This is a genomic window from Aurantimonas sp. A3-2-R12 (assembly GCF_036016755.1).
In the GTDB taxonomy this organism is placed as follows: Bacteria; Pseudomonadota; Alphaproteobacteria; order Rhizobiales; family Rhizobiaceae; genus Aurantimonas; species Aurantimonas coralicida_A.
The window spans coordinates 51,810-58,445 of sequence record NZ_JAYXIH010000027.1; the positions used below are offsets into that span (position 1 = coordinate 51,810).

The 6,636-nt window shown below is 64.9% G+C and carries 7 protein-coding genes; all 7 read left to right on the forward strand.

Going from position 1 to position 6,636, the window contains the following annotated elements; genetic code table 11:
- The first annotated feature begins 107 nt into the window (after window positions 1-107).
- The gene (gene phnC / locus VSX60_RS14665; protein WP_327624972.1) at window positions 108-959 is read left to right on the forward strand and encodes a phosphonate ABC transporter ATP-binding protein; all 852 of its coding nucleotides are present in this window, start codon (window positions 108-110) and stop codon (window positions 957-959) included.
- A 37-nt stretch (window positions 960-996) separates the two neighbouring features.
- Window positions 997-2,004, forward strand: a complete 1,008-nt coding sequence (gene phnD / locus VSX60_RS14670) for a phosphonate ABC transporter substrate-binding protein (protein WP_327624973.1) — start codon at window positions 997-999, stop codon at window positions 2,002-2,004.
- Between the two features lie 258 nt (window positions 2,005-2,262).
- Window positions 2,263-3,030 (forward strand): phosphonate ABC transporter, permease protein PhnE, encoded by a 768-nt coding sequence (gene phnE, locus VSX60_RS14675; RefSeq protein WP_442873104.1) that lies wholly within the window; start codon window positions 2,263-2,265, stop codon window positions 3,028-3,030.
- Window positions 3,031-3,032: 2 nt separating this feature from the next.
- A complete protein-coding gene (locus VSX60_RS14680; RefSeq protein WP_327624975.1) occupies window positions 3,033-3,716 on the forward strand; it encodes a DUF1045 domain-containing protein in 684 nt (227 codons plus the stop codon).
- Window position 3,717: 1 nt separating this feature from the next.
- Window positions 3,718-4,857, forward strand: coding sequence for an alpha-D-ribose 1-methylphosphonate 5-triphosphate diphosphatase (locus VSX60_RS14685; RefSeq protein WP_327624976.1), 1,140 nt, complete (start codon window positions 3,718-3,720; stop codon window positions 4,855-4,857).
- Window positions 4,847-5,485 carry a phosphonate metabolism protein/1,5-bisphosphokinase (PRPP-forming) PhnN gene (gene phnN / locus VSX60_RS14690; RefSeq protein WP_327624978.1) on the forward strand — a complete coding sequence of 213 codons (639 nt, stop codon included), beginning with the start codon at window positions 4,847-4,849 and terminating at the stop codon, window positions 5,483-5,485. Before VSX60_RS14685 ends, phnN begins: the two co-directional genes overlap by 11 nt.
- 604 nt (window positions 5,486-6,089) lie before the next feature.
- Window positions 6,090-6,636: UDP-2,3-diacylglucosamine diphosphatase (locus VSX60_RS14695; RefSeq protein ID WP_327624979.1), on the forward strand; the 547-nt coding region annotated here is incomplete at its 3' end.

Genomic DNA, 6,636 nt, shown 5'->3' on the forward strand with positions numbered 1-6,636 from the left:
GTGCGTCCCTCCGGACGCACAACGCTCTGGCACTTGGATTGAGCATCAGAATGATCCGAAAACCGGATTCCACTTTTCGGTCCGATACTCTTGGGGACGGAGCGTCCATGACTGCCATAGCCGTGAACAATCTCTCCAAGCGCTTCGGCCGGAAGCAGGCTCTGTCGAATGTCAGCCTGGGCATCGGCGAAGGCGAAATGGTCGCCCTGATCGGCGCATCGGGCTCCGGCAAGTCGACGCTGATCCGGCACATCGCCGGCCTCGAAAGGGGCGATCGCGACGGCGGAGCCATCGACATCTTCGGACGGCGAATTCAGGAGGGCGGACGTCTCGGTGCCAAGGCGCGCGAAATGCGAACCGAGATCGGCGTCATCTTCCAGCAGTTCAACCTGGTCAACCGCCTGCCTGTTATCACCAACGTCCTTCTCGGCAATCTTGGGCGTATTCCTGGCTGGCGCGGAACGCTCGGCCTGTTCAGCACAAGCGAAAAGCAGGCCGCCCGGGCCGCGCTCGCTCGCGTCGGCATCCCGGACGTCGCCTGGCAACGCGCCTCGACGCTGTCCGGCGGACAGCAGCAGCGCGCGGCCATCGCCCGCTGCCTGGTGCAGAAGTCCCGCGTGCTTCTCGCCGACGAGCCGATCGCCTCGCTGGACCCCGCCTCGGCCCGCCGGGTGATGGACGTTCTGTCCGACATCAACCGCACCGACGGCATCACCGCCGTCGTCTCGCTGCATCAGGTGGAATACGCGCGCCGCTACTGCCCGCGTACCATCGCCCTGCGCGCCGGCGAGGTCGTCTATGACGGCCCCTCGACCGCGCTGACCAAGGAATTTCTGACCGAACTCTACGGATCGCATTCCGAAGAGCTCGTGCTGCCGGATTCCCTTCCGGTCGATAGCCGCAGACCGGTTCCGCCGATGGAGCCGCGGGCCGCGGCCCGTTCGCTCGCCACGGCGTAACGACAACAACAACCGTCAAAGCAACAGGAAACCCGCCATGAACACGATCTTCAAAACCCTCGCGGCCGCTTCGCTGGCCGCCGGCGTCACGACGACGGCGCTGGCCCAGGACGCCGCGCCCGAAGAGATCAATTTCGGGATCATCTCGACCGAGAGCCAGTCCAATTTGAAGCCGAAATGGGCGCCGTTCCTCGCCGCCATGGAGGAGAAGACCGGCCTCGAGGTGAAGCCCTTCTTCGCCACCGATTACGCCGGCGTCATCGAGGGCATGCGCTTCGGCAAGGTCCATCTCGCCTGGTTCGGCAACAAATCGGCGATGGAAGCCGTCGACCGGGCGAATGGCGAGATATTCGCCCAGACCGTCGATGTCACCGGCAACCCCGGCTATTGGTCGTTGATCCTCGCACCTAAGGACTCGCCGCTTGAAAGCGTCGATGACCTCCTGAAATGCGATCAGTCGATCGATTTCGGCCTCGGCGATCCCAACTCGACCTCCGGCTATCTCGTGCCGATGACCTTCGTCTTCGCCGCCAACGGCGTCGATCCGAAGGAATGCTTCAAGAACGTCACCAACGCCAATCACGAGACAAATGCCATGGCCGTCGCCAACGGCCATGTCGATGCGGCGGCGAACAACACCGAGAGCCTCGCGCTGATCGAGGCGAACAACCCGGACGCTTTCGGGAAGATCAAGGTGATCTGGAAGTCGCCGCTGATCCCGGCCGACCCGATCGTCTGGCACAAGGAACTGCCGCAGGAGACCAAGGACAAGATCAAGACCTTCTTCCTCACCTACGGCACCGACCAGTCGGACGGCGACGTCGCCAAGGAGAAGGACGTCCTAGCCGAGCTTCAATGGGCACCGTTCAAGGAGTCCAGCGACGATCAGCTCCTGCCGGTCCGGGTGATGGAACTGTCGAAAGAGATCGCCCAGATCAAGGCCGACACGACGATGGCCGAGGACGCCAAGAAGGCGGCGATCGACAAGCTCGAAGCGGAAAAAGCCGGCTACGAGAAAAAGATCAAGACCGCAGAGCAGAGCTGAGGCTAGATCGCGGCGGCGCGGCAGGTCTCGCGCCGCCGTTTCCTTCAGATGCGACCGACCGGCATCGAAATGCCGGCCGGCCGTTTCCGGTTTTCCAGCTTTCCAGCAGGATTCTCCACGATGACCAAAGCGGTCGATACCCTCGCGCCTCCCCGACTGGACATTAACGCCGGCCGCGACTGGTCGCGCAGCGTCTGGAACGCTGTCATCTGGGGCGGCCTGGGGCTTATCCTTCTGTGGAGCTGGGCACCGGCCGAGATGNGCGACTGGTCGCGCAGCGTCTGGAACGCTGTCATCTGGGGCGGCCTGGGGCTTATCCTTCTGTGGAGCTGGGCACCGGCCGAGATGGGGCGCTGGACCTATCTGTTCACCGATGCCGACAACATGGCGCAATATGCGGCCGGTTTCGCCGAGCCAGACTTCAAGGACTGGCAGTATTATCTGGGCGAAATGGTCGTGACCGTCCAAATCGCGGTCTGGGGGACGTTCCTGGCTGTCCTCCTCGCCATCCCCTTCGGCATCCTGTCGGCCCACAACATGGTGCCGTGGTACATCCTGCAACCGGCCCGGCGGCTGATGGACTTCTTTCGAGCGATCCACGAGATCGTCTGGGCGGTGCTGTTCGTCGTCGCCGTCGGTCTTGGACCCTTCGCCGGGGTGATGGCGCTGTTCATCCACACCACCGGCATCCTCGCCAAACTGTTTTCGGAGGCGGTGGAGTCGATCGATCCGCGCCCGGTCGAAGGCATCCGCGCGACCGGTGCCTCGAAGCTTCAGGAAGTGGTCTTCGGCGTCATACCCCAGGTGCTGCCGTTGTGGATTTCCTATACGCTGTACCGCTTCGAATCCAACGTGCGGGCGGCGACAGTGCTGGGGGTCATCGGTGCCGGCGGCATCGGCCAGGTACTGTTCGAATCGATCCGCGGCTTCTATTATCCGCAATCCGCCGCCATTCTCATCATCGTGGTTGCGACCGTCATCTTGACCGATCTTCTGTCCCAGCAGCTGCGCCGGTTCGTCACCTGACCATGCGCGCGGCGATCTTCTTCACCCCGCCGGCCGGCGCCGCGCTGACACGTGCCGCCGCCCAATGGCTTGGCCGTGGCGCCTTCGACGGCGAGCCGACCCGAGATAGCGATCCGGCAATCGACAGGCTGGTCGCGGAGCCGGCCCGCTATAGCTTCCATGCGACGATGAAGGCGCCCTTCCGTTTCGCCGACGGCGCCGGTCTCGCCGATCTCGATGCCAGCCTCGCGAACTTCTGCGCCTCGCGCGAGCCGGTGGCGATCGACCGCCTCGTCATCACCGCCCTCGGGCCGTTCTTCGCCTTCGTCCCCGAGCGCTCTCCCCCGGCGCTCAGCGAACTCGCCGAGGCTGCCGTGCGGACCTTCGACGCGTGGCGGGCGCCGCTGACGGACGAGGAATACCTCAGGCGCCGGCCGGACCGGTTGAGCGAGCGCCAGCGTGAGAATCTGAAAGAATGGGGCTATCCCAATGTCCTGAAGGATTTCCGCTTCCATATGACCCTGACGGGTCCGGTCGAGGCGGGCGAAAGGGCCAGCGTCGAGGCCAGGCTGCGCGAGCGCTTCGCCGATGTCGACGGCGCGCCGCTTTCGGTCGACCGGCTGGGCATTTTTATCGAGCCGGAGCCCGGCGGCCCCTTCCACCTGCATTCTCTCCATCCGTTCCGCCCTCCCATCGAAGACCGCTGACATGCCCGACGAAACGATTCTCAAGAACGCCCGCATCGTCCTTCCGGACAGGGTGATCGACGGCCATGTCGTCATCCGCGACGGCCGCATTGCGGCGATCTCCGATGGCCCGGCGGCAACCGGCGAGGACATGTGCGGGGACACTGTCATCCCCGGCCTCGTCGAATTGCACACCGACCATATCGAGGGCCACTACATCCCACGCCCCAAGGTCTTGTGGAACAAGATGGCGGCGATCCAGGCCCATGATGCGCAGATCGCCGCCTCCGGCATCACCACAGTCTTCGATGCGCTGCGGGTCGGCACCGACGAGAACGCCACGCTGACCTCCGGCGACATGGCCGAGATGGCGGACGCGATCGACCGGGCGGTGGCCGAGGGGCGCGTGCGCGCCGACCATTACATCCATCTCAGATGCGAGGTGTCCGCGAGCGACGTGGTCGAGGGTTTTTGCAAGATCGAAACGAATCCGCGGCTCAGGCTGGTCTCGCTGATGGATCACGCGCCCGGCCAGCGGCAGTTCGCCGATCTCGATGCCTATCGCATCTACTATCAGGGCAAGCTTGGACTGTCCGACATCGAGTTCGCGGCCTTCAGCGCCAGGCGGCTGGCCGAATCGGCGAAATTCGCGCCGCAAAGCCGCCTCGCGATCGCCGAGCGCTGCCGCGTGCGCGGCATCGCGGTCGCCTCCCATGATGACGCGACGTCCGCCCATGTGGACGAAGCGATCGCGCTCGGCACCAGCGTCGCCGAGTTTCCGACGACGGTCGCGGCGGCCAGGGCTTCGCGCGAGGCCGGCCTGCATGTGCTGATGGGCGCGCCGAACATCGTGCGCGGCGGCTCGCATTCGGGCAATGTCTCGGCGATCGAACTCCTGCGCCTCGGCGTCCTCGACGTGCTGTCGTCCGACTATGTGCCATTTTCGATGCTCCAGGCGGTCTTTCATCTCGCCGATCAGGGCGCGGCCGATCTGCCGGATGCCATCCGATTGGTGAGCCAAAACCCGGCCGAAGCCGTCGGCCTTACCGATCGCGGCGCGATCGCCGAGGGCCTGCGCGCCGATCTCGTGCGCGTCCGCGCGACGCCGGGCGAGCCGCCGGTGGTCCGCTCGGTCTGGCGGGAGGGTCACCGTGTCGCCTGACGCCGGCCCCGCCCCACGTGGCGCGGCGGCTCCCGCCGAAAATGGCTCACCCGGACCATTCGTCGCCGTGGTCGGGCCGAGCGGCGCCGGCAAGGATTCGCTGCTGGCGATTGCCGCCGCAGCACTCGCCACGGACTCCACATTCTTCTTCCCGCGCCGCGTCGTCACACGCATCGCGCTCGCGGACGCGGAAGACCACGACAGCCTGACGCCAGCGGCATTCGCGGCGGCCGAGGCCGCCGGCGCCTTCTGCCTGACATGGTCCGCGCACGGCCTTTCCTATGGCTTGCCGAGCGAGATTTCGAAACGCCTGAAGGCTGGCGAAACCGTCGTCGCCAACGTCTCGCGCGCGGTTCTGCCGGAGGCGGCGGCGCGCTTTTCCCGCCTGCACGTCATCGAAATCGTCGCCCCGCGCCACCTGCTCGTCGAGCGGATCGCCGCGCGGGGCCGGGAGACGCCGGCAGAGATCGACCTGCGGCTGCGACGCCAGGCGACGCTCGACGTGCCGGAGGGCGCCGAGGGGGTTCATCGCATCCATAACGATCGCGCGATCGACGCCGCCGCCGCGGCCTTCATCGCGATCTTGCGAAGGGTGCGCCGGAGCCTTCCGCACCCGATGGAAGGATAAGCGGCCCGGCCCGAACCTCGACGATTGATGAGGAGGCTGACGGGTCGCGTCCGTCAACGTGGTGGAAATTGGGGGGAGCTAGAGCGTCTCCGTTTCAGGCGGGTGCGGTGGAAATCTGTTCGGGCTTTGCGGAGGTGCCGATGGCCACGAGGTCGGCCATGGGCTCGGTCTGCATGTAGCGGTTCTGGACCTGCCATTCCTCGCGCTAGGGGGACAAGGTCACGGGCGGGTCCGAGAGCTGGCGCATTGACTGTAAGGATTTGGCCGGAAGGGACTCCTGGATTATCAGTGGTGCCGGGGGAAGCGACCGCCTGGGCTCCGCAACCCGCAGTTTTGCGTGGCCCTACATCTTCGCTGCAGTCGAGCCCTCCCCTCGGTCTGGCCTTCGGCCCGGTCCTGCCCTGTTCCGACACGGCTATGATGAACCTCCATCTCCGACGAGATTTCGGCACCGTTCCGGACAAATGTTCACGCGGTCAGGAACGATGGCGGCTGGCCGTGCGCGGGCAGACGCCAGCGGGTGCCCGTCACATGGATGCAATCAGAATCGGTCATTCCGGACGCAGGCAGACGGGGTATCCTACGAATGCACGGGACCGCAACCATGCACCAGCTGACCACGACACGTCATTTTCGGACGCTGTTTCTATCGGATGTCCATCTGGGCTCGAAGGCGGCGCAGGCCGAGATGCTGGTCGACTTCCTTCGGGTCCACGACGCGGAAAAGATCTATCTCGTCGGCGACATCTTCGACGGATGGCGCCTGAAGCGCTCCTGGCATTGGCCGCAGTCGCATAACGACGTCGTGCAGAAACTCCTGCGCAAGGCGCGCAAGGGGGCGACGATCATCTATATCCCCGGCAATCACGATGAGATCCTGCGTGATTTTCCCGGTCAACATTTCGGCGGCGTCGAGGTCAAGCTCACGGACATCCATACAATGGCTGACGGGCGCCAATTTCTCGTGATCCATGGTGACGAGTTTGATGTCGTCGTCCGTAACGCTCGTGTTCTCGCCTATCTTGGCGACTGGGCGTATGATGCCGCGATCGCCATTAATGTCGTATTCAACGTCGTCCGCCGCCGGTTGGGCTTCCCCTATTGGTCGATCTCGTCATGGGCGAAGCTCAAGGTGAAGAACGCCGTCAACT

Excerpts from the sequence above, each read along its gene's own strand:
- phnC (WP_327624972.1), top strand. The coding sequence starts at position 108 with ATGACTGCCATAGCCGTGAACAATCTCTCCAAGCGCTTCGGCCGGAAG.
- phnD (WP_327624973.1), top strand. The coding sequence starts at position 997 with ATGAACACGATCTTCAAAACCCTCGCGGCCGCTTCGCTGGCCGCCGGC.
- VSX60_RS14680 (WP_327624975.1), top strand. The coding sequence starts at position 3,033 with ATGCGCGCGGCGATCTTCTTCACCCCGCCGGCCGGCGCCGCGCTGACA.
- VSX60_RS14685 (WP_327624976.1), top strand. The coding sequence starts at position 3,718 with ATGCCCGACGAAACGATTCTCAAGAACGCCCGCATCGTCCTTCCGGAC.